This is a genomic window from Ditibartonella apis (assembly GCF_001952075.1).
Classification (GTDB): Bacteria; Pseudomonadota; Alphaproteobacteria; order Rhizobiales; family Rhizobiaceae; genus Bartonella; species Bartonella apis.
Map to the genome: position 1 here is coordinate 251,664 of NZ_LXYU01000001.1, position 22,134 is coordinate 273,797.

Consider the following 22,134-nt stretch of genomic DNA (forward strand, 5'->3'; position numbering starts at 1 on the left):
GGTGAAACCTCATCGTTTAAATAAGTGTAATTCAACTTATCCGGCTTGGATCAGGCCTGCTTGCGTTGCAAAATCTCTCAATGAAAACTGCGCACGAGGGCCGGTTTGCTGGATGATGGCGCTGGCACAAAGTGCACCAAGACGCGCACTATCAATAAACGACATCCCGTTGGTATAACCATAAAGAAAACCGGCAGCATAAACATCACCGGCACCGGTCTGGTCGACCACATGTTCAACCGGATAAATGCCGGCTGTGAATGTTTCTTCTCTCGACGTGACAATAGACCCATTGGCATTGCGCGTTACGCAGGCAAAGCCGCGAACATCGTTTCGTATGGCTGTAATGGCCATATCGAATGAAGATGTTTCATAAAGTGAAAGAAGTTCCGATTCGTTTGAAAAGACGATATCGACCGTACCGGTGCGGATAAGTTCCAGAAATTCATCCCGATAACGGTCAACACAGAAGGAATCAGAAAGAGTAATGGCCATCCGGTTTCCATTTTCATGAGCGATTTTTGCAGCAAGCCGCATAGCCTGTTTTGCCCGCGGCGGATCCCACAAATAACCTTCAAAATAGATAACTTTCGAGTCAGCAACTTTTGTTGCCTCGACGTCTTCCGGTCCGAATTCGACACACGCTCCGAGATAGGTATTCATCGAGCGTTCGCCATCGGGCGTGTTGAAAATCATACAACGGGCGGTCGGAGCACCGCCTTGCAAAGGACGTGTGTCATAAACAACACCTTGTCCACGAAGATCATGGGCAAAAACCTGTCCCAAATGATCGGCTGCAACTTTTCCCATAAAAGCGGCTTTGCCGCCAAGATTGGCAAGTGCGGCGGCTGTATTGCTTGCACTGCCGCCCGATGTTTCGACTGCCTGCCCCATGCGCGAATAGAGAAGTTCGGCACGTTTAGCATCAATCAGATTCATCGCACCTTTAATGATGCCGTTATTGACCAAAAAATCTTCATCAGTACGAGCAATTACATCGACAATAGCATTGCCGATTGCCAAAACATCATAATGTGCCATCTCGCTCTCTCCGTATTTTATTCTCCCTCGCTCATTACTCGTTCAGAACACAAAAGACCAGAGAGCTAAAGCCCCTCTTGTTTCTTTTTGCCTGCTTTCTATCTATATCCCCATGATTTTTGACGCAGCCTATCGCGCTTTTTCGCGCCTTTTCACCCCGCCATACCGTTCAATGCTATGGAAAGCATTGGGCGTAACACTGCTTTTGTTGGCGATTTTGTGGTTCAGCTTGCGCGAATTATTCCTGTATTATATTTGGCCATATTTACAACAATATATGCCTGATTTTCCCGATTGGGCGGGTTGGCTCGGATTTGTTGCCGTCATTGTCTTTTCAGTAGGGCTTGCATTGCTTATGGCACTTTTGATCGCACCGATCACATCACTCATAGGCGGTTATTTTATGGATGATGCAGCCGAAATTATCGAAAAAACAGATTATCCCGACGATCCGGTAGGCGTTGCAATGCCGCTCGGCCGTTCGCTTGTCATCTCGCTGAAATTTCTGGTTTTGAGCCTTGTCGGTAACATTATTGCCCTGATCCTCTATTTCTTCCCCGGCGTCAATCTCGTCGCTTTTTATGCAATCAATGGCTATCTTTTCGGGCGGGAATATTTCGAATTTGCGGCCTGTCGCCATCGCACCGAGCTTGAAGCCCACCAATTCTATAAACAGAATGCTCTTTATGTATTTTGTGGCGGTCTCATCATTGCCCTTTTCGTTTCTGTACCGGTACTCAACTTGTTGACGCCGCTTTTTGCCGCCGCAATGATGACTTATCTTCACAAAAGCCTGTCACGAAAAAAACAGGCATTGTCGAGATAGATTACGGACAATTTCAACATCTTCTCGACTTTATCCTACTTTTGTGACAACAAGAGATTATGAAGCCTCTTATAAAAATATGCGGGTTGAAAACACCTGAAGCAATAAACGCTGCCATCGACAACGGTGCGCATTACATCGGCTTTATCTTTTTTCCCAAAAGCCCCCGCAATCTTTCGATTGAAGAAGCAAAACAATTGCGCCCGCTCATCAAAAAGCCGGTGAAACTCGTTGCTGTCACGGTCGATGCCGATGATGAAATGCTTTCGAAAATCGTCGCGAATGTCCATCCCGATATTCTCCAGCTTCATGGCCATGAATCACCCGAACGCGTGAAACAGCTTGCAACCACTTATGGTTTGCCGATTATCAAAGCCTTCTCTATTCGTGAACAATCGGATTTTAATGAGGTCGCTGCCTATCGTGGTTTGGTGGATATATTTTTATTTGACGCCAAAGCTCCCGAAGGCTCACAATTACCTGGCGGGAACGGAATTTCTTTCGACTGGTCGCTTTTAAAGACGCTTGACGAAGACTGTCAAACCGTGCTTTCGGGTGGGTTGAACGCGCAAAATGTTAGAGAAGCCATCAGAATAGCTTCCCCTGACATTCTTGATATTTCAAGTGGCGTTGAACGTGCTCCCGGTGTTAAGGACATAAAATTGATTGAAGGTTTTTTTGATTCTGTCAAAAAAGCCGTTGAAAATTAAGGAGACTGACGTGGAAAAGTCGGCTGAAATCAATTCCTTTAAAACAGGCCCAGATGAAGCGGGCATGTTCGGCATTTATGGTGGGCGTTTTGTTGCCGAAACTCTGATGCCGCTTATTCTGGAATTGGAGAAAGCGTATAACGAGGCCAAAGATGACCCCGCCTTCAATATCGAACTGAAAAATCTTTCCACCAATTATGCAGGCCGTCCGTCGAAACTTTATTACGCCGAACGTTTGACCAAGCATCTCGGTGGAGCAAAAATCTATTTGAAGCGGGAAGATCTGAACCACACCGGTAGCCATAAAATCAATAATTGTCTGGGGCAAATTCTGCTTGCGCGGCGCATGGGCAAAACCCGTATCATTGCCGAAACCGGCGCCGGACAACATGGTGTCGCTGCGGCTACAGTTTGCGCGCGCTTTGGCCTGCCTTGCGTAGTCTATATGGGCTCGACCGATGTCGAGCGGCAAAAGCCCAATGTGTTCCGCATGGAACTTTTAGGTGCCAAGGTCAACGCTGTTAAAGCGGGTAACGGCACATTGAAAGACGCAATGAATGAAGCTTTGCGCGATTGGGTAAGCAATGTACGCGATACCTATTATCTTATCGGCACTGCTGCAGGCCCGCACCCCTATCCGGAAATGGTTCGCGATTTCCAGTCTGTCATTGGTAAAGAAGCAAGGGAACAAATCCTCGAGCGCGAAGGGCGCCTTCCCGATCTGCTAATTGCTGCTGTTGGTGGCGGGTCGAATTCGATTGGCCTCTTCTACCCCTTCCTTGACGATAAAACAGTACGGATTATCGGCGTTGAAGCAGGTGGCCGTGGTCTGAAAGGCAACGAGCACTGCGCTTCTATGACGGCCGGAAGCCCGGGAGTTTTACACGGCAATCGTACTTATCTTATCCAGAATGACGATGGCCAGATTCTCGAAGGCCATTCGATTTCGGCAGGCCTTGATTATCCCGGTGTCGGGCCGGAACATTCGTGGCTCAAAGACAAAGGGCGCGTTGAATATGTGCCAATTCTTGACACAGAAGCATTGGAAGCCTTCCAGCTTTTGACACGCCTTGAAGGCATCATACCGGCACTCGAATCCTCGCATGCGGTTGCACAAGCCATCAAGGAAGCACCTAAGATGGATAAAGAGCAAATTATCATTGTCAATCTTTCCGGTCGTGGCGACAAGGATGTCCACACGGTTGGAACACTTCTTGGCATGAATATGTGAGTTTGAGAGAGCGGCTATGACAACACGTATCAAAGAAACATTTGAAAAAGCCAAGAATAACAATCGTCCGGCTCTTGTAACCTATATGATGGCCGGGGACCCGGATTTTGACACCGCGCTAGAAATTATGAAAGCACTCCCGAAAGCTGGTAGCGATGTTATAGAACTCGGAATGCCATTTTCCGACCCGATGGCGGATGGCCCGACCATTCAGGCTGCAGGTCTGCGCGCGCTTAAAGCCGGACAGACGCTCAACAAGACTCTGAAACTCGTTAGTGAATTCCGCAAAACCGACCAGACCACGCCGATTGTGTTGATGGGATATTATAATCCGATCTATGTCCATGGCGTCGACCAATTTTTGATTAATGCCAAAAAGGCTGATATCGACGGTCTGATTGTCGTTGATTTGCCGCCGGAAATGGATAACGAACTTTGCTTGCCCGCAGTCAAAGCGGATATCAATTTCATTCGTCTGGCGACACCGACAACCGACGACCAACGCTTGCCGAAAGTACTGGAAAATACTTCCGGCTTTGTTTATTATGTTTCGATGACGGGCATCACCGGTCAAGCCTTGCCTGATACCGATATTGTTGCCAAAGCCGTGAAAAATATTAAAAAACACACGTCTTTGCCGATTGCTGTCGGTTTTGGCATCAAGACCAGAGAACAAGCTGCAAAAATCGGTCGTGCTGCCGATGGTGTTGTGGTTGGAAGCGCAATTGTTAATGCAATTGCTTCAACTCTTGATAAGAATGGACACCCGAAAGGTGATGCTGCAAAAGCGGCTAGCGACCTTGTAAAACAATTGAGCGCAGGTGTATCAGAAGCCAGACAAGGCTGAATTGAAGCTTAGCCAACAAACAGGATAAGGTGACATAGATGAACTGGATTACCAATTATGTTCGTCCGAAGATCAACTCGATGTTTGGTCGTCGTGAGATGCCAGAAAATTTGTGGGTCAAAGACCCCGCCAGTGGTGAAATGGTTTTTCATAAAGATCTGGAAAATAACCAGTATGTTGTTCCGACATCGGGTTACCACATGCGCATACCGGCAAAAGCCCGTCTTGCAAATTTTTTTGACGATGGTGCTTATGAACTTCTGGAAAATCCGAAAGTTGTTATCGACCCGCTGAAATTCCGTGATGAAAAGCGCTATATCGATCGTCTGAAAGACTACCGCTCTAAACTCGGCGTCGATGACGATATTATGAATGCACGCGGCACAATCGAAGGAATTCCTATCATTGCAACTGTGCAGGATTTTGCCTTTATGGGTGGCTCTCTCGGCATGGCCGCAGGGGAGGCCATTATCAAGGCTTTCGAAACTGCCATTCAGGAAAAACGTCCTTTGGTACTCTTCGTAGCCTCGGGTGGCGCCCGTATGCAGGAAGGCACACTTTCGCTTATGCAAATGCCACGTACGACTGTTGCTGTCGAAATGATGAAGGACGCAAAACTTCCCTATATCGTGGTTTTGACCAATCCGACGACAGGCGGTGTTACAGCTTCCTATGCTATGCTTGGTGATGTTCATATAGCAGAACCCGGTGCAATGATCGGTTTTGCCGGCCCTCGCGTGATTGAACAAACCATACGCGAAAAGCTGCCGGAAGGTTTCCAGAGCGCGGAATATCTTCTCAAACATGGTATGGTTGATATGGTGGTCTCGCGACTTGAATTGAAATCGACCATTGCAAAACTTCTGCGTCTGATGATGAAATTGCCTGCACCTGAACATCATTCGGGCAAACATCATAGTAGTAAAGCCGCCTGAATAGAGATGACCGAAAATCGGGTAGACACGCTTATCAATAGCCTTCTCAAGCGCTATCCGAAGGGCTTCGACCTTTCGCTCGACCGTATCTCGCGGCTTTTGGAAAATCTTGGCAATCCGCATTTGAAATTGCCGCCGATTATCCATATTGCGGGCACCAACGGAAAAGGGTCAGCGGCGGCAACTTGTCGTGCGCTTCTTGAAAGCGCGGGATATAGTGTTCATGTCCATACGTCACCCCATCTTGTTCATTGGAACGAGCGCTATCGGTTGGGTAAAAAAGGTGGTGGCAAATTTGTTGATGATGACACTCTCGCCGATGCAATAGAACGGGTAACGAAAGCCAATCAGAATGAGCCGATTACCGTTTTCGAACTGTTGACGGCTGTTGCCTTTGTTCTTTTTTCCGAACATCCGGCCGATGCTGTCATACTTGAAGTCGGATTAGGTGGACGTTTCGACGCAACCAACGTCATCAAGAAACCGGCAGTTTCGCTTATTATGCCGATATCGCTCGATCATGTTGCTCTACTCGGCAATACAGTTGAAAAAATCGCTTTCGAAAAGGGGGGTATTATCAAGGAAGGTGCTCCCCTTGTTATCGGCAAGCAGGAAAGCGATGGTGCTATCGATGTTCTGACAACCATCGCGCAAAAACGCCATGCGCCTTTCGTCCTTTATGGTCAGGATTTTCAGGCCTATAACGATCATGGGCAAATGGTTTTTCAAAACGAAGCCGGACTTAAAGAACTTCCACTTCCTTCGCTCCGTGGCGACCATCAAATCAGTAATGCAGCGAGCGCAATTGAAGCTGTTCTCCATGCCGGTTTCAAATTGACCGATCAGAATATTGCCAAAGCCATGCAAACTATTGTCTGGCCTGCGCGAATGCAGCGCATCAAAGCCGGCAAGCTCATTAATTCTTTGCCAAAAACGATGACCGTTTTTCTCGACGGCGGGCATAATCCGGCAGGCGCGAAAGTCATTGCGCAAGAAATTAGGCATTGGAAAGAAAAAAGAATGGGACCGGTAACCATGGTTGCCGGTATGATCAACACAAAGGATTCCTTCCACTATTTCAAAGAGCTCGAAGGTCTTGTCGATAAGGTCTACACCGTACCGGTCTTATCAAGTGATAGCGGTGTAGCGCCTCAAGAATTGGCAAAAGTTGTCGGTTCGGCCGGTTTGGAGGCGGAAACAACGACATCTATTGAAGACGCTTTCCAAAAAATTTCAGCACTTGCGCCTCAAAGAACCATTCTTGTTGCAGGTTCCCTTTATATGGCCGGTGACTTTTTGAAGAAAAATGGGACACCACCGGAATAAAACGATTGCCAATCTCTTCAACATTTAATGAGAATAGTTCAAAAGACTTGCGTTCGGGCCAAAACAAGCTAAACCTTATAACAATAAAGGTGACGATTTTTAAGGAGTGCATCCCATGACGCTCAGTACCGAACTTTATCAATACCCGAAGCTTATTACCGTTTTCGGCGGCTCGGGGTTCGTCGGCCGCCATGTCGTCGAAACATTGACCAAACGCGGCTATCGGGTTCGTATTGCTGTGCGCCGTCCGGAAATTGCCTATTATATGCTGCAAATTGGCGAAGTTGGCCAAACCCAGATGGTCAAAACCAATGTGCGCAATCGTGAATCGGTTGCACGTGCTTTAATTGATGCCGATGCAGCCGTGTTTTTGCCAGGTCTCCTTTATTCACAAGGCAAAAATAATTACAACAACGTGCAGGTTGAAGGCGCTAAAAATGTTGCCGAACTTGCACAAAGTGCAGGCATTCCTCTCATTCACATGTCAGCTTTGAATGCCGATATCAATTCCAGCCTTCCCTATCTGAAAACCAAAGCATTGGGCGAACAAGCCGTTCAGAAAGCCCATAAAGATGCCATTATCATGCGCCCATCGGTTATTTTCGGTCAGGAAGATTCTTTCTTCAATAAACTTGCCGATATGTCGCGCTTTACCTGGATGCTGCCGATGTTTGGTGGCGGCGAGACAAAGCTTCAGCCGGTCTACGTTGGTGATATTGCCAAATTCATCGTTGCCACAATTGAAGGGCATATTCCAACAGGCAAGGTTTATGAGCTCGGCGGTAAAGAGGTGATAACCTATCGGCATACTGTCGAAGAAATGCTCAAAGTTATCATGCGGAAAAAAGCGCTGGTTTCTGTACCTTTTGCACTCGGCAGTTTCATTGGCGGTATTTTCGGTTTACTCGGAAAAATTCCGATGATCCCGACCGTTACAACGTCCGAGCAGATTAAAATGCTCAAAAAAGACTGCATTGTTTCTGAAGAAGCAAAGCTCGAAGGGCGTACATTGGATGGCGTCGGCATTACACCAAGAGCAATGGAAGCTGTTTTGCCTTCCTATCTATGGCGCTTCCGCCCTCACGGCCAATTTGCAAAAAACACGAAAAATTACAGAAAAGATGTAAAAATCTGAAGACAGACTTTTTCTGTTTGGAATTTGCTAATAAAACGGGCGCCAGTCAAAGTAGCGCCCGTTATTTTGCATTATCTATTCGCTTAGAATTTGAAAATTTTTTTAAATGATAGGCTTTCTATCGTTTCAATAATACTTGTTCCGTTATTTCAATAATACCAGTTCTGTCGTTTCAATAAGCTACTCTTCTTAATGGATATTTTGACGCCATTCGTTGAACTGCCCTGCTTTTTGACCTTGCACCATTTTATAAAATTCCGCACAAGGGAAGTTTTTATTGTTCTAGTTGAAAAAATTGTTCGCCAGTTTTTGTCTTTTTCTTCCTAACTTGCTCCTATTCGCCCATCTGTTGCATATCTGCAAAATCTTTGACGATTTTTAACACACTATTAACTATTTTTAGAGCGGCGCGATTTAGACTGTGCTATATAGACACACATTGAGGGTTCTGGAGTTAGACCATGAAAAAATTGTGTTCATTATTTATCGTTTTGATGTTCGCATTCTCGACAGTTGCTTGTACGCAGAATGAAAAAACAGTTGCCAAGTGGGGTGCCGGTGGTGCTGCTCTTGGTGCTTTGGGTGGCGCTGCATTCGGTCACGGTGGCAAAGCTGTTGCCGCCGGTGCTGCTGTCGGTGCCGTTGCTGGTGGCCTGATCGGTTATTCACGCACCAAGAATCACGTCCGTTACTGCCATTATCGCGATCGTAACGGCAAAGTATTCGAAGCACGTTGCAAATAAATTTGATTTTGTTTGATTTTGAAAGGCGCGTAAAAATTTTACGTGCCTTTCTTTTTATAAAGTTTTCCGGTCTTTTAAGCAGCTTTGTCAGTGAACCGATCTGTTTTATTCAAGCACTGAATCCCAGGAACATGCGCGTTCGACAGCTTTTCGCCAACCGGCATAGCGTTTTTCCTGTTTTGCCACATCTTTGGAAGGCTTGAAGACACGTTCAACTGTTGCGACCTTTCGCAATTCATCCAAACTCGACCAATAGCCCACGGCAAGTCCGGCAAGATAAGCCGAACCATATGCTGTCACCTCCAATATTTGCGGGCGCTCAACCGGCTTTTGCAAAATATCGGATTGGAACTGCATAAGAAAATTATTGGCAACAGCGCCGCCATCAACACGCAATGTCTTAAGATCTGTCTGTGCATCTGCCAACATGGCGGTGAGGACATCCTTGGTTTGATAGGCAATCGATTCCAGCGTTGCACGGGTAATATGGTTGCGGTTGACGCCCCTTGTCAATCCCAAAATGGCCCCACGGGCAAAGGGATCCCAATAAGGCGCGCCAAGGCCGGTAAACGCCGGCACGACATAAACGCCATTCGAAGTTCCTACTTTTTCGGCAAAATATTCCGAATCTTCGGAATCGGTAAAAAACTTCAGTTCATCACGAAGCCACTGGATAGCAGCGCCCGCCACAAAGATCGATCCTTCCAAAGCATAAGCAGGTTTGCCTTTTGCATCACAGCAAAGCGTTGTCACCAGGCCATGGGTCGATTTTACGGCTTTTTTGCCGGTATTCATCAACATAAAACAACCGGTTCCATAAGTGTTTTTGGCCTGCCCCTCTTCAACGCAGATATGACCGAACAAGGCTGCCTGCTGGTCGCCGGCTGCCCCTGCAATGGGGATACGTGTACCACCGCGCCCACCAATATTGGTTTGTCCATAAATCTCGGAAGATGCTTTAACCTCCGGCAACATGGAGCGGGGAATGTTCAATGCTTTGAGCATCGTTTCATCCCAGTCCAGTTTATGAATATTGAAGAGCATAGTACGCGACGCATTGGTATATTCGGTAACGTGAACGCGCCCCTGCGTCATATTCCAGATGAGCCATGTATCAATCGTGCCGAAGAGCAATTCGCCATTATCGGCTTTTTGCCGTGCACCTTCCACATTTTCGAGTATCCATGCAATTTTTGTTCCCGAGAAATAAGGGTCGATGACAAGGCCGGTATTTTCCCGGATATAATCCTCGAGCCCTTCTTTTTTCAGTCTTGCACAAATGTCTGTGGTACGCCGACACTGCCAGACAATCGCATTATAAACCGGTTTTCCGGTTGCTTTTTCCCAAACAACGGTCGTTTCACGCTGATTGGTAATTCCGATTGCTGCAATTTCATCCGAGCTGATGCCGGCTTTGGCCAAAGCTTCTGTCAAGGTCGAGCTTTGTGTCGCCCATATCTCGCGAGCGTCATGTTCGACCCAACCGGGGCGAGGATATATCTGGGTAAATTCACGTTGGGCAACACTGACGATATTTGCGTCGTGATCAAGCACCAGAGTGCGCGAACTTGTTGTGCCCTGATCGAATGCGACAATGTATTTCTTTTCGGCCATAAAAGCCTCCTATTTTCTGGGAATATGACCAATTATTTCAATTGTCTGCGGGCAAGAGGCTCGCCGATCAGTTTCGTATAGAAGGCAGCACCGACACATCCCCCGATGACCGGAGCGATAAGCGGAATGAGAAAATACGGAATATCCCTATTTCCCGTCATGACGCTATTCCCCCAACCGGCGAAATAAGCAAAAAGGCGAGGCCCGAAATCACGTGCCGCATTCATTGCAAATCCCGTCAGCGGGCCAAAAGCACCACCAAGCACAGCAACCAGTATACCGACAAGAAATGCGACCAAGGCACCACGCGGCAAACCATTGCCATCATCACTCAATCCTAAGATCACCGCCACCAGAACAGCTGTGATAAAAAATTCTGTCATAAATGCTTGTGAGAGAGTGATGTGGGGATTTGGAAAAGTTGTAAAAACACCGGCTGTATCAAGTGTTTTTGCCGAGAAGAGATTATAATACAGTCCATAGACAACGGCGGCTGCGACAAACGCACCCAGGAATTGTGAAATGATGTAAGGTAATATTTTTTGTTTTGGAAAATTTCCAAAGAAAGCCAATGCAAAAGTGACCGAAGGATTGAGGTGAGCCCCAGAGACGCCTCCGGTCAGATAGGCTGCAAGTGCAACAGCCAACCCCCAGATAATGCTTATTTCCCATTGTCCGTAAGCGGCGCCGGCCAATTTCAATCCTGCAACGCACCCCATACCGAGGGCCAGAAATAAAAATGTACCGGCGAATTCCGCAACGCATTCATCACGTAAAGTATTCACATCAGACATGTTTCCTCCAGTGGTTTGCTGCCTGACCCGCTTTACTTCAGTAGACGGCGAACCCTTTAGACGGTTTTATGTTTTTCAAGGTATTGTCTTAAAGCTTCTTTTTCTTCGTCATTGAAATAGAGGCCAAGTTTCGAGCGACGCCACAAGACATCGTCGACATCCTTTGCCCATTCTTCACGCATCATCCATTGAACCTCGGCCTCATAAAGGCCGTGGCCAAAATGTTGCCCCTTGTCCTTTTTGCCATTATCAAAAATTTCCAGGGCTTCTGTGCCATAATTTCTTGCCAGACGGCGATGGGTTTTTGCATCGAGATCCGGCAAAATGCTGGCAACTCTTGCTTCCATGACAGAAAGCGAATCGTGCGGAAAATCGCCACCTGGCAGGCTGACACTGGCAGTCCATGCAGGTTTGCGCTTACCCAAAGCTTTTTCGATGAAGACGAGGGCGTCTTCCGACAATTTACGGAAAGTGGTAATTTTGCCGCCAAATGCATTCAGCATTATCGGACCATCATTTTCCCGCATTTCTTTCAAAACATAATCGCGCGTTGCTTCCTGCGCTTTTGAAGCACCATCGTCATAAAGTGGGCGAACACCCGAATAAGCCCAAACGATGGATTCACGCAAAACAGGCTTGGTGAAATATTCACTTGCTGCCGAACAGATATAATCAATCTCTTCGTCGCTGATATGAACCTTCGCCGGATCGCCTTTGTAATCGCAATCGGTTGTTCCAATCAGCGTGAAATCTTCCTGATAAGGAATAGCAAAAACAATCCGGCCATCCTTGTTCTGGAAAATAAAAGCTCGGTCATGTTGATAAAGTTTTGGTACAACGATGTGCGATCCTTTAACCAGACGAACCGGCGGATGCCCTTTAAAGCCCAAAGCATCCTGCAAGACGTGATTAATCCATGGACCCGCCATATTTGCCAGATAATCGGCAGTAACTGTCCACTCTTCACCATTCAATTTGTTTTTAAGGCCGATTTTCCATTTCTTGCCATCGGCTTTGAGCGAAACAACTTCGGTGCGCACCATAATATCCGCACCAAGTCTTGCCGCATGGCGGGCATTGGCAACAACTAAACGTGCATCATCCACGCGGGCATCGGAATATTCGAAACCTTTGACAAAACCCGGCTTCAGGGATTCGCTATACTCTTTGGTAAGATCAAGAACCTTGGTGCGCCACAATTCCTGATGACGGCTTCCAAGATGATCGTAAATGAATAACCCCAAACGCAGCATCCATGCAGGGCGCAATCCTTTATTATAAGGCAATATAAAGCGCAAAGGACGAACAAGATGAGGTGCCATGTGCCAGATCACCTCGCGTTCCATCAATGCTTCTCTCACAAGACGGAAGGCATATTGCTCAAGATAGCGCAAGCCACCATGAATGAGTTTGGTAGAAGCACTGGAGGTGCCCGACGCAAGGTCATTCATTTCTGCCAGACCGACGGAATAGCCACGGCCAACAGCATCGCGGGCGACACCACAACCGTTGACGCCACCACCTATAACAAAAAGATCATAGTGTTTTTCGTTTTTCATTTAACCGACTTTCGACAAGGATGGTTTTCGTTATTCTAAGGATAGAATATGGAAGAAAACAAATGTCAACCGTAAAGCAAAAAAAATCACCAAATCTCCGTGTCTCAAAGAAATTGATTTCTGATTGAAATCAAAAAACGAAAATATAATGCCGTATACGCGTTATTTTTCAACTATTGGTTTAACTCAAGATGATGTGTTTTAAAACAGAACAATTTAAAATTGTACAATAAATTACTTTCGCTTGTCGTTGAGACTCGAAAGCCGACAAAGTTTATAAAAACATGCCTTGATGCCTCGAAATTTTTCGGTGTCGAACGTTTTGTCCCCCCTTAAATGGCACGCACGCAAAACTAATCTTGAAGTGGAATTTTTATTCCCTTTTCGGTTTTTCAAAAATTCGAAAACACTTCCACGTTTTTCAAAAATAGCCCAGACCTCCGACGAGCTTACCCGATATCAAAAGATAGAGACGACAATTATCGTGCCACCGTATTATCTACCAATGTTGCTGACATTCCTGTATTCGATTAGCAGAAGTGAACAACCACAAGAACCCGTTCAATTCTTTTTTGTCGGACAACTGCGCAAGTGGGTGCGACGCTTCGTGTTTTTCGTAATGCATTCAAAACTTTTTTGCTAAAACAGAAATATCCGGTGTCTGATTGTTTTTGAATAAAGCCGAATGGCCGGCAATTTTTCATAATCGGAAAATTGGTCGCTCAAGGCCGAAAATATCGGATTTAAATTGTCGCCGCGTTTTGACAATGGTTTTAAAAAATAAAGGGGCAAATCAGCTTCGCCCCTTAATCATTTTCTAAACTCTTCTCTCGACACTCGAGATCAGGAAAGACTATTGGCGCAATGTTGCTCCGGTCGATTTTGCAACATTATCGATAATTTTTTTCGCCAGAGCTTCGATATCTTCGTCAGTCAAAGTGCGTTCATGGGGCTGGATTGCTACTTCGATCGCAATCGATTTCTTATCTTCTCCAAGACTTGCACCCTCGAAGACATCGAATATCTCGACAGACTGGATAAGCTTTTTATCGGCTCCGCTTGCCGCACGAATGACCGTGGCAGCATTGACAGATTTATCCATGACAAAAGCAAAATCGCGCCGTATCATCTGGTATGGCGACAGAACCAAAGGCGGGCGTGTTTTGGTTGCCTTCTTGCGTGGTTCGGGAATACGGTCGATATAGACTTCAAAACCGCACAATGGTCCTGTTACATCAAGTTCCTCGAGAACATCGGGGTGGAATTCACCAAAGGTACCAAGAATAATTTTCGGCCCCAATTTGATAACGCCCGAACGTCCCGGATGATACCACTCTGGAGCGCCAGTTTCTATCTGCACCTTTGAAGCGTCAAGCCCGCAAGCATCGAGCACGCAAAGTGCATCGGCCTTGGCATCAAAAACATCGACAGGTTTGGCAGAACCGGCCCAAAAACGCCCCGAACCATCAAGCTTGTAAGTACCACGGCGGATACCGCCGGCGACACGTCTTTGTGTCTCGGGTGTATTACCTTCGAATGTTGCCGAAATTTCAAATAGGCCGAGATCGGGAAAGCCACGATCGGCATTGCGTTGGGCAGCCGCAATCAATCCCGGAAGCAGTGAAGGACGCATATCCGACATATCGGCAGCAATCGGGTTCAAAAGTTTGAGTTCGGGCCTGCCGCCGCCAAATGCCTTGGCCTGTTTTTCCGAAATGAAAGACCATGTGATTGCTTCCATCAAGCCACGACAAGCCAGAGCACGACGTGCAGAGCGCTGCCTGATCTGTATTGTGGTAAGAATTTGGCCGCTCACAGAAGATGGCCGTTCCAAAGGTTCCGGCTTGATATTGTTCAAACCATGGATACGCATAACCTCTTCGACGAGATCGGCCTTACCATCAATATCAGGACGCCATGTTGGTACTTTCACCGTGACAACATCGCCTTTGCCTTCAACAACAAAGCCTAAATGTTGCAATATGATTGTTGCCGCTTCACGGCTTAATTCCAGACCGGTCAAACGCTTGATTTCGGCAAACGGGAAGCGGATCACCTTTTGTTCGACACTCTTCGTCCCGATTGTATGGGCTTTTGAAGGCTTGCCACCACAAAGTTTCATTGCCATTTCGGTGGCAAAGGCCAGTCCCGGTTCCATAAATTCCGGATCGACACCGCGTTCAAAACGATAACGTGCATCCGAAACAATACTGAGCGAGCGCCCCGTTGCTGCGACATTGCGTGGATCCCACAATGCCGATTCAATGATAACATTTTTCGTGTTTTCATCGCATCCTGTTGCTTCCCCACCCATTATGCCACCAATGGACTGGACACCATTATCATCGGAAATGACGCAATTATCCGGTCCCAATTCATATTCCTTGCCGTTAAGGGCAAGAAGTTTATCACCCTTGCGCCCACGACGGACGGTGAGTTTTCCTTTTACCTTATCGGCATCGAAAACATGGAGCGGACGCCCGAGATCAACCGTAATATAATTGGTCATGTCGACAAGTGCATTGATTGGACGCAAGCCGATTGCATTAAGGCGGCGTTGTATCCATTTCGGCGACTGGACATTGTTGATATCACGAATTTCACGCCATGAAAAGCCGAGACATAAAGGCGCCGTATCACCAAAATCAAGCGACACGGTTACCGACGGCTCTCCTTCGCCGGAAATAGAAGGAACTTCAAGCGGCTTCAACTTTCCAATGCCGCTTGCTGCAAGATCACGGGCAATGCCATAGACACCCGTACAATCAGGACGGTTCGGCGTGAGGCCGACATCAATGAGCGGATCATTAAGACCACAATAGGCAGCAAACGCTTTGCCTACGGGTGCATCGGAGCCAAGTTCGATAATGCCGTTATGTTCATTTGAAAGTTCAAGCTCGCGTTCGGAGCACATCATGCCGAAACTTTCGACACCACGGATTTTACCGACTGACAAAGTAACATCAAGCCCCGGAATATAAGCGCCCGGAGGGGCAAAAACCCCGATCAATCCGGCCTTCGCATTAGGAGCACCACAAACCACCTGAATGGGTTTATCCCCGCCGGTATCAACAGTCAAAATCTGTAAATGATCCGAATCGGGATGTTTTTTGGCTGTCAAAACTTTGGCAATTACAAAAACATCAAAGCTTTTGCGGTCATCGACGCTATCAACCTCGAGGCCTATATCGGTAAGCCGATCACAAATCTCGCCGAGCGATGCGTCTGTCTCCAGATGATCCTTCAACCAGGACAAAGTAAATTTCATTGTTCAAAACCTCTTTTCAAAACGCAAGACGCGGGTGTGAGTTTATGAATTGCTGAGACCGCCAAAAAGCGTTGGCACATCAAGCGGACGGAAACCATAATGTTCGATCCAGCGTATGTCGGCATCAAAAAATGCACGCAAATCGGGCATGCCGTATTTCAACATCGCGATACGATCGATCCCCATGCCCCAAGCAAAACCCTGATATTCATCCGGATCAAAACCGACGTTTTTCAACACATTCGGGTGCACCATGCCGCAGCCCAATATTTCGAGCCAGTCATTGCCCTCGCCGAATTTTACTTCTGTACCGGAGCGATCACACTGGATATCCACTTCCATCGACGGTTCGGTAAACGGAAAGAACGAAGGGCGAAAACGCATCTTCAATGAAGGAACTTCAAAAAATGCCTTACAGAATTCTTCATGTACCCACATAATATTGGCAATGGTCGATTTTTTATCGACAACCAGTCCTTCTACCTGATGGAACATCGGTGAATGGGTGGCATCCGAATCCATACGATAGGTTTTTCCCGGAATGATAATGCGGATTGGCGGTTTTTGCTTTTCCATCGTACGAACCTGAACGGGCGATGTATGCGTGCGCAAAAGTCGCCTTTCGCCTTTCTCGTCCGGATTAAAAAAGAACGTATCATGCATCTCGCGGGCGGGGTGGCCTTCAGGAAAGTTGAGGGCGGTAAAGTTATAATAATCGGTTTCGATATCCGGCCCTTCGGCAATGGAAAAGCCCATATCAGCATAAATTGCGGTGATCTCGTCAATCACTTGTGCAATCGGATGGATGCGCCCGCGGGCTTCCGGAGATGGACGCACAGGCAATGTAACGTCAACTGTTTCATTTTTAAGACGCGCTTCAGTCGCCGCACGCTTCAGTGCCTTGCGTTTTTCGCCCAAAAGCTCCAGAACCCGATTTTTCAAACCGTTTATCACCGGTCCGGCTTTTTGGCGCTCTTCAGCGCTCATGCCACCGAGGCTTTTGAGCTTTTCCGAAACACTGCCCTTTTTTCCAAGGGCGCTGACACGCACTGCTTCCAGTGCCTGCTCGTCTTGTGCAGCTTCAATTGCCACACAGATTTCTTTTTCCAGACTGTCAATATCGTTCATGTCTTTGCCTGTTCTTTAAATTGGATGCCTGTTTTTCAAATTGGAAGAAAGAAACTCCATAGCGCTTAACATACGTTTGCCATCACCACCAAGGTAAATAAACCGTGCCAATTTTAACGGAGTGATAAAAATAGAAAAAAACCGGACAATTTTTTCAAGCTGTTTCAAGGTCTCCGGTGAAACTTGCTTTTTCCATGCATCAAAAGCGGCATTATCGGTTTTGTTTTTTTCAAGTGATTGCGCCGACACTTGAAAAAATAATAACCACGCATCACGCGCCTGGGCTGTGGGAATTGGCATCACTGCTTCCGGCTCTTCCTCGAAATCGAAAAAACCGAGCTCGTTTCCTGCCATAAACATATCACGGGGATGAGGCCTGCCGTGGACAAGTCCGGCGTGATGCACTTTTCCTAAAGCTTCACCGCATTGAACCAGTAACTTTTCATGTTCGTGAACATCTGTCTTTTTTAAAAAATCAAGGCGTTTTTGTACAGTTTGACCAACATCGGAAATCATCAAAGCCGGTCCATCGACGGCAAGAATTTCGGGAACTGCTATACCTGCTTTGCTGAATTTTTCGATTTTACGTATTTCCTGCTCGTTCATGGCAAGGGGATCACGCAATGGCGAAGATTTCATAAATGCAGCCGGTAATAAAAAAGATAAACGGTCATGAAGCCGCTTGCCCCATGGGCGCTTTTCAATTCCCTGCCGCTTGATCCAGACCTTTTTGCCCTCGCGCATGACGCTGGCAATGCGCTTCCCTTCACAAGAATGAAAAAGCTTCTTGTCAGAATCGCTCAATGGCTCGGATATGAAAGAATTTATCTCGCTCATAACGCCTCAAAACAAAAACCCGCAACCGGCTTCAACCAGTGCGGGTTCCGAAAGAATGTTCTGTTTTTAAAGGAACGCGACCGGCTTACTTGACGGCGCCTTCAAAAGCATTCGGTGTGGTTTTCTTCAAATATTCCAACGCCTTTTTTGCCGAAGCAACAAGCTTGGAGAATGTTGCAGGCTCATGAATAGCAATATCTGAAAGAACCTTGCGGTCAATCTCGATTCCTGCCTTGGCAAGACCATCGATGAAACGACCATAAGTCAAGCCCTCAAGACGGACAGCAGCATTGATACGCTGGATCCACAATGCGCGGAAACTGCGCTTGCGATTTTTGCGATCGCGATAGGCATATTGCCGTGAACGGTCGACAGCAGCTTTGGCTGTACGGATTGTATTTTTACGACGTCCGTAAAAACCTTCAGCAAGTTTGATAACTTTTTTGTGTTTGGCGTGTGCAGTTACGCCGCGTTTTACGCGTGCCATGTCATAATCTCCTTAAGAGCTAACTTTTAAAGGCCGTTCGGCAAATAGTTTTTGATGATTTTCTTGGCGTCAGGTGCACCAAGAACCATGGTGCCACGTGCATCACGCAAAAACTGGTTGGAACGTTTGATCATGCCATGCTGCTTGCCTGCGGCAGCTGCCTTGATTTTGCCTGTAGCGGTAATTTTGAACCGCTTTTTGGCAGCCGATTTGGTCTTCATTTTGGGCATTTTGCTTCTCCATTGTTGTGATTGATGTTCGTACTGACCAAAGCACGAACAAGCATAAAAGTCGTCACGGCATGCCCTGCCGGACGGCTTGAACTGGGTTCTCATAAAACAGAGCCTCACAAATAGCAAGCAGACTTTTATGCAAAATACTTTTTTTCATGGCGCAAAAGCCAGTCTTTACGCCATAAACCGCCACCATAACCGGTAAGCGAACCATCCGCACCAATCACCCGATGACAGGGAATGATGATTGCAATCTGGTTTTGCCCGTTTGCACGTGCCACCGCCCGCATAGCTGTAGGTCTATCCAATCTCCGCGCCAATTCACTGTAAGAGCGTGTCTCCCCTGCCGGTATTTGGCGCAAAGCCTCCCAGACAAGGGGGGCAAAGCCACCAGCAACTTTGGCAAGCGGTGTTTCAAAATGGCAGCTTTTCCCTTGATAATAATCGGCCAACTCGGCTTCTACCTTGTCAATTACCGCTGTTCTTTCAAAACTGATGGAAGAGCGGGTCGCGGATTGCAATTTCTTGAGTTCTGTCAACAGCCCCTTGCGGTCGAAAAACTCCAAAAGATGCAAGACATGTTGGTCACTGACGGCAAGCATTTCACCTATCGGTGCTTCAATCCACGCCGCTTTTAGAAGATTGCGATTTTTTATTGCTTTCGGTGGGTGACCGATGAGCTTAAGAATTGCTTCACGAAAGCCGCTGCCCGAATCGTAGCCGGCGGAAAGTTGTGCTTCGATTACCGGTTGTCCGTGAGAAAGCAGCACAGCCCCCCGGCTTGCTCTTTTCAAGCGCGCCAATTCGAGAAACGTCATGCCTATTTGGCGTTTAAAAACGCGCCGCACTGTGGAAGGGTCAAACCCCATCCGTACAATATCGTCTTCCGACCATATATGATCGGGTTTTTCATCCAGTCTCGCCATTAAATTACGAAAAAGCGGATCAACGTGGCCACCTGCTTCCAGCGGATGGCATTTCTGGCAAGGCCGATAGCCCTGTTCGAGACATGCCGCAGCACTGTCACAGAAAAATACGTTTTCCCGCTTGGGTTTTCGCGCCGGACACGATAGCCGACAAAAAATGCCCGTCGTTGTCACGCAAACAAAGACATGCCCGTCATAGGAGCGATCCCGATTGATCAGAGCTTCATAAAGCTGGTCTGTATTATTGGTTAGAAGTGTCATGAAAGTTTATATAAGCCAAAAAAAAGCAATTGTGCGCCGGAAATCGGGCACACATTTTTATAAAATTTAGCCCCCAAAACCGGCCAAGCCTGTCTGTTATTTCACCGGGCAGTTCCAACGATTCCGCTCCGACTAATCCGATAATGTATAATTTTTGTCTTTAATGTCATTGGCTATCCGGAAATGTCATTGGCTATCCGGATTGCCGCAAACAGGATTAATCTTTTGACTGTTAAACCGGAACCGGCGCACCATTGCCTTTCACTTCGACAAGAGGTGCGGGAATAGAACTTGTTTTAATAGCTGCCTTGCAAATATCGGCAATAATACAATGCACACAATCCGGTTTACGGGCTTTACAGATGTAACGACCATGTAAAATCAACCAGTGATGGGCGTGAGCCATATATTTTTCGGGTATTATTTTGACAAGTTTCTTTTCAACCTCTTCAGGCGTTTTTCCCGGTGCCAGTTCTATCCGGTTACAAAACCGGAAAATATGGGTGTCAACCGCCATAGTCGGCTGGTTGAAAGCAACATTAAGCACAACATTTGCAGTTTTGCGCCCGACACCTGGAAGTGCCATCAGAGCTTCTCTGGTATCAGGCACTTTACCGGCATATTTTTCGTTCAATATTTTGGAAAGCGCATAGACATTTTTGGCTTTTGCCCGCCACAGGCCAATCGTACGGATATAACCTGCAATGCCTTCTTCTCCGAGAGCGGCCATCTTCGCGGGCGTATCGGCAACAGCAAAAAGCGGTTTTGTTGCTTTGTTCACGCTTGCGTCGGTCGCTTGTGCCGACAAAACCACTGCCACAAGCAAAGTGAATGGACTTTCGTAAACAAGATCGCTTCTCGGATTTGGTCGCTGAACCGAAAAACGACGAAAAATTTCTTCGATTTCGTCAGCTGTATAGGCAGTTCCCGCTATTTTCCCGACTTTCGACCTTTTGGCCTTCACATCCGTCATTACCTTTTAAAAACCTGTCTTGAACTTCAATCTTGAAATTTCCATATAACAGCTAAAAGCAGAAAATGCCAAAACGGGTTTTCTGTTCAATAGTCGCTTCGAAGAGGACTACCTTATGACACGCATGACACCTTTTTCCAACCCGTTGCTGTTAGGCTTCGAAACAATGGAAAAAACGCTCGACCGTTTGAATAAATCGGGCGATGGTTATCCTCCTTATAACATTGTGCGTTTGTCTGGTGAGGAACCAAATGAACGACTGCGAATTACATTGGCAGTCGCCGGTTTCACGCCGGAAGACCTTGATGTTACGGTTGAGGATAATCAGCTTATTATTCGCGGTCGGCAAGCTGACGATGAGGAATTCGAATATCTGCATAGGGGTATTGCCTCACGCCAATTCCAGCGGGCTTTTGTGCTGGCAGATGGAATAAAGGTAGGGGCTGCAGAGCTTAAGAACGGCTTGCTTTCGATAGATCTTGAAAGACCGGCTCCCGAGAAGCGCGTCAAACGCATTACGATCAGTGCCATAGACGACGAGTAATGCGACAGGAGAAGAAAATGAAAAACGAAAAATCTTTGTCCATGCAGGAATTTGCTTTGCTCGGTGAGGGCGAACTCGCCTATCTGCGCAAAATTCGTACCGATGAATTAAGTAAAAAATTTCCGAATATGCCACCAATGACACCCGGCATCTCTTTATGGGCTTTGTTCGGGGCTGGCGGTGAGCCGATTATCCTTTCCGATGTTCGCGCCAAGGCTCTGGAAGGAGCAAACGATCAGGAATTGAAAACGGTTACCTTGCAATAAAACGTTCGTTGAAAAACGTTTATTTTTTTCAAGCTAAATGATCGGAATCGGGACTATTCTGAAGTTTTGTCAACATTTGTATGTTGCCATAAATTTTGAAAGAATTGTGCCCGATTTTTTCGTTGTTTGTTCAGGAGCAGATAGAAAATCGTCTCCCAGTTCAATGAGATTTGCCTATCGTATTTATGAGGTTTCATGACTTCTATTGCAATCGTTGCAGGTCTTAATCTGGTTGTTTAACGCTACCCTCCCCTTAAATTACACGTTTAAGATGAAGCAAAAGACATCTTGATAAAGCCTTTAAAAGGGGAAATCGTATCTCCAATAGGTAATATATATTTATCTATAAACTTTTTTTAATTTCAGAGTTACATTTTAAATGTAACAATAATTATAATTAATATAATTTATTTATTTGTTAATATTATTATAATTGTTATATATATTTTT

General features: G+C 46.6%; 21 protein-coding genes. 10 read left to right on the plus strand and 11 right to left on the minus strand.

The genetic code is table 11. The features are described 5' to 3' along the window. Nucleotides 1-36: 36 nt before the first annotated feature. Complete coding sequence (locus PEB0122_RS01070) at nt 37-1,041, minus strand: adenosine kinase (protein WP_075869665.1); 1,005 nt, start codon at nt 1,039-1,041, stop codon at nt 37-39. A gap of 112 nt (nt 1,042-1,153) precedes the next feature. On the opposite strand from PEB0122_RS01070, the gene PEB0122_RS01075 reads away from it, so the two are divergent. From PEB0122_RS01075 to PEB0122_RS01110, 8 genes are all read left to right on the plus strand, one after another. Continuing rightward, nucleotides 1,154-1,867, plus strand: coding sequence for a sulfate transporter family protein (locus PEB0122_RS01075; RefSeq protein WP_075869664.1), 714 nt, complete (start codon nt 1,154-1,156; stop codon nt 1,865-1,867). 59 nt (nt 1,868-1,926) lie between these two features. Continuing rightward, entirely contained in the window at nt 1,927-2,577 is a 651-nt protein-coding gene (locus tag PEB0122_RS01080; RefSeq protein ID WP_075913642.1) for a phosphoribosylanthranilate isomerase, read from the plus strand. A gap of 64 nt (nt 2,578-2,641) precedes the next feature. After that, entirely contained in the window at nt 2,642-3,808 is a 1,167-nt protein-coding gene (trpB, locus tag PEB0122_RS01085) for a tryptophan synthase subunit beta (RefSeq protein ID WP_083639792.1), read from the plus strand. Nucleotides 3,809-3,824: 16 nt separating this feature from the next. After that, the gene (gene trpA, locus PEB0122_RS01090; RefSeq protein ID WP_075915260.1) at nt 3,825-4,655 is read left to right on the plus strand and encodes a tryptophan synthase subunit alpha; all 831 of its coding nucleotides are present in this window, start codon (nt 3,825-3,827) and stop codon (nt 4,653-4,655) included. Between the two features lie 38 nt (nt 4,656-4,693). Beyond that, complete coding sequence (accD, locus tag PEB0122_RS01095) at nt 4,694-5,590, plus strand: acetyl-CoA carboxylase, carboxyltransferase subunit beta (RefSeq protein ID WP_075915261.1); 897 nt, start codon at nt 4,694-4,696, stop codon at nt 5,588-5,590. Between the two features lie 6 nt (nt 5,591-5,596). Continuing rightward, a complete protein-coding gene (locus tag PEB0122_RS01100; protein ID WP_075915262.1) occupies nt 5,597-6,916 on the plus strand; it encodes a bifunctional folylpolyglutamate synthase/dihydrofolate synthase in 1,320 nt (439 codons plus the stop codon). Between the two features lie 115 nt (nt 6,917-7,031). Then, complete coding sequence (locus PEB0122_RS01105; protein ID WP_075915263.1) at nt 7,032-8,051, plus strand: complex I NDUFA9 subunit family protein; 1,020 nt, start codon at nt 7,032-7,034, stop codon at nt 8,049-8,051. A gap of 461 nt (nt 8,052-8,512) precedes the next feature. Next, entirely contained in the window at nt 8,513-8,794 is a 282-nt protein-coding gene (locus tag PEB0122_RS01110; protein ID WP_075869658.1) for a hypothetical protein, read from the plus strand. A 105-nt stretch (nt 8,795-8,899) separates the two neighbouring features. Here PEB0122_RS01110 and glpK read toward each other — a convergent pair whose 3' ends face one another. The 10 genes from glpK to nth all read right to left on the minus strand — a co-directional run bounded on the left by glpK (nt 8,900) and on the right by nth (nt 20,874). Then, the gene (glpK, locus tag PEB0122_RS01115; RefSeq protein WP_075869657.1) at nt 8,900-10,408 is read right to left on the minus strand and encodes a glycerol kinase GlpK; all 1,509 of its coding nucleotides are present in this window, start codon (nt 10,406-10,408) and stop codon (nt 8,900-8,902) included. 32 nt (nt 10,409-10,440) lie between these two features. Beyond that, entirely contained in the window at nt 10,441-11,202 is a 762-nt protein-coding gene (locus PEB0122_RS01120) for an MIP/aquaporin family protein (RefSeq protein ID WP_075869656.1), read from the minus strand. A gap of 56 nt (nt 11,203-11,258) precedes the next feature. After that, nucleotides 11,259-12,761 carry a glycerol-3-phosphate dehydrogenase gene (glpD, locus tag PEB0122_RS01125; RefSeq protein ID WP_075869655.1) on the minus strand — a complete coding sequence of 501 codons (1,503 nt, stop codon included), beginning with the start codon at nt 12,759-12,761 and terminating at the stop codon, nt 11,259-11,261. A gap of 853 nt (nt 12,762-13,614) precedes the next feature. Further along, nucleotides 13,615-16,029, minus strand: a complete 2,415-nt coding sequence (pheT, locus tag PEB0122_RS01135) for a phenylalanine--tRNA ligase subunit beta (protein ID WP_075915265.1) — start codon at nt 16,027-16,029, stop codon at nt 13,615-13,617. A 42-nt stretch (nt 16,030-16,071) separates the two neighbouring features. Continuing rightward, nucleotides 16,072-17,157 (minus strand): phenylalanine--tRNA ligase subunit alpha, encoded by a 1,086-nt coding sequence (pheS, locus tag PEB0122_RS01140; RefSeq protein ID WP_075915266.1) that lies wholly within the window; start codon nt 17,155-17,157, stop codon nt 16,072-16,074. 15 nt (nt 17,158-17,172) lie between these two features. Beyond that, entirely contained in the window at nt 17,173-17,994 is an 822-nt protein-coding gene (locus PEB0122_RS01145; RefSeq protein ID WP_083650163.1) for a BUD32 family EKC/KEOPS complex subunit, read from the minus strand. Nucleotides 17,995-18,079: 85 nt separating this feature from the next. Next, nucleotides 18,080-18,481, minus strand: a complete 402-nt coding sequence (gene rplT, locus PEB0122_RS01150; RefSeq protein WP_075869652.1) for a 50S ribosomal protein L20 — start codon at nt 18,479-18,481, stop codon at nt 18,080-18,082. A 26-nt stretch (nt 18,482-18,507) separates the two neighbouring features. Next, nucleotides 18,508-18,711 (minus strand): 50S ribosomal protein L35, encoded by a 204-nt coding sequence (rpmI, locus tag PEB0122_RS01155; RefSeq protein WP_075869939.1) that lies wholly within the window; start codon nt 18,709-18,711, stop codon nt 18,508-18,510. 137 nt (nt 18,712-18,848) lie between these two features. Then, on the minus strand, nt 18,849-19,901 hold the full coding sequence (locus tag PEB0122_RS01160; protein ID WP_075915267.1) for a bifunctional transcriptional activator/DNA repair enzyme AdaA: 1,053 nt from the start codon (nt 19,899-19,901) through the stop codon (nt 18,849-18,851). A 232-nt stretch (nt 19,902-20,133) separates the two neighbouring features. Beyond that, the gene (gene nth, locus PEB0122_RS01165; RefSeq protein WP_075915268.1) at nt 20,134-20,874 is read right to left on the minus strand and encodes an endonuclease III; all 741 of its coding nucleotides are present in this window, start codon (nt 20,872-20,874) and stop codon (nt 20,134-20,136) included. Nucleotides 20,875-20,989: 115 nt separating this feature from the next. Between nth and PEB0122_RS01170 the strand changes: the two genes are divergently transcribed. Both PEB0122_RS01170 and PEB0122_RS01175 read left to right on the plus strand, forming a co-directional pair. After that, nucleotides 20,990-21,418, plus strand: a complete 429-nt coding sequence (locus PEB0122_RS01170; RefSeq protein ID WP_075869649.1) for an Hsp20 family protein — start codon at nt 20,990-20,992, stop codon at nt 21,416-21,418. A 17-nt stretch (nt 21,419-21,435) separates the two neighbouring features. Further along, a complete protein-coding gene (locus tag PEB0122_RS01175) occupies nt 21,436-21,684 on the plus strand; it encodes a BQ00720 family protein (RefSeq protein ID WP_075869938.1) in 249 nt (82 codons plus the stop codon). Nucleotides 21,685-22,134 lie beyond the last annotated feature (450 nt).